Origin of the sequence: Streptomyces sp. col6 (genome assembly GCF_008042035.1) — a bacterium.
GTDB lineage: Bacteria > Actinomycetota > Actinomycetes > Streptomycetales > Streptomycetaceae > Streptomyces.
Genome location: NZ_RDBL01000033.1, coordinates 1 through 1179 on the forward strand (window position 1 = coordinate 1; position 1179 = coordinate 1179).

The 1179-nt window shown below is 69.8% G+C and carries 1 protein-coding gene; it reads right to left on the reverse strand.

Annotated elements, in window-relative coordinates:
• Positions 1-265: 265 nt before the first annotated feature.
• Positions 266-397, reverse strand: coding sequence for a hypothetical protein (locus EAO73_RS37465; protein WP_412075937.1), 132 nt, complete (start codon positions 395-397; stop codon positions 266-268).
• Positions 398-1179: the final 782 nt, after the last annotated feature.

The following is a 1179-nucleotide window of genomic DNA, read 5'->3' on the forward strand; positions in this document are numbered from 1 at the left end:
GCGCGGGCCGGTCCAGAAGTGACGGCATGCCGTCACCGGTGCTCTGAGCTGCGAGGGTCAGCGTTTGGGTCAGCGTTTCAGCGCCCGGCTGATGCGGTTCATGGGATGTCGCTTTCCCAGACGAATGGACCATTCGCGGCGCCGGGGGCGGGTGCGTAGGAAGCGCGCCCGCCGGGGTAGGCGCTGTACGGGGCGATCAGGAACGCCCCGGTCTCGATCTGCTCGTCTTGAACGGGGTCCAGCCGCCCCGGCGGCGGGGTGAGTTCTAGATCTCGTCGCTCCAGCCGGCGACATCGAGCAGCTGCCCGTCCAGCGGACCGCCCATCAGCTCGCGGTAGGCGCGGCCGGGCTCGGGACCGGTCGCGGGCTCGCTGCCGTAGACCCGCGGGTGCGTCATGCCGCCAGTCTGGCCCGGCGCACCGGCGGCCGGGCCCGGTACCGCGAACCGGGCGGCATCGCCGCGGTCCTGGTCCTAGTCCTGGTCCTGGCGGTGGCCGACCTCGGGCAGTGGTCCTACGGGTTCCCCTACAGGTGGTCTATCCGGCTGTTGTACGCGTTGCCGTACGCGTTGCCCTACAGGTTGCCGTGGCCCATTCCGCGGAGCCACGTTCCCGCAGTTCAGGGGGTGCGGGTCACTCGGAACGCGCGCCGACCCCTCTTCCCAGAGGGGAAGAGGGTCTTCTCCTCGAGCTGCGCGGCGGCCGGGGCGGTCGTTCGCCGGCGGACCGGCGGCGGTTGCTCAACAGGTCGCCCTCCTCGTCGAGATCGAGGTTGCCCGGCTCGGGTTGTGATCGAGGTTGCTCAACGGGTTGACCGTGGTTTCGGAGAGGGCCGGTTCCTGCCCAGCTCGGGGCCGGTGGGCTAGTCCGAGCCCGAGCCGACACCTCTTCCCCGGAGGGGAAGAGCGTCCTTCCTACTCCTTCACCGCGGCTCGGGACTCGTGCCGAGATCCCGGCGGCTGCTGCCTGATGCCCCAACCACACGGCCCGCGCCGCCCGCCCAGGTCGCCTTCACCGACTCCGCCGGCAAGCAGCTGGACTCCATCAGTAGCGAAGCCGAGTTCCACGCTCTGGAGAGGCAGCGCTGCAAGCGCTCAGTATGTGCCGTTCCAGATGGTGAGGCGCAGTGAGATGTAGGGCTCGCGGGAGCCACCGCTCACATACTCCGCGAGTGCATTAG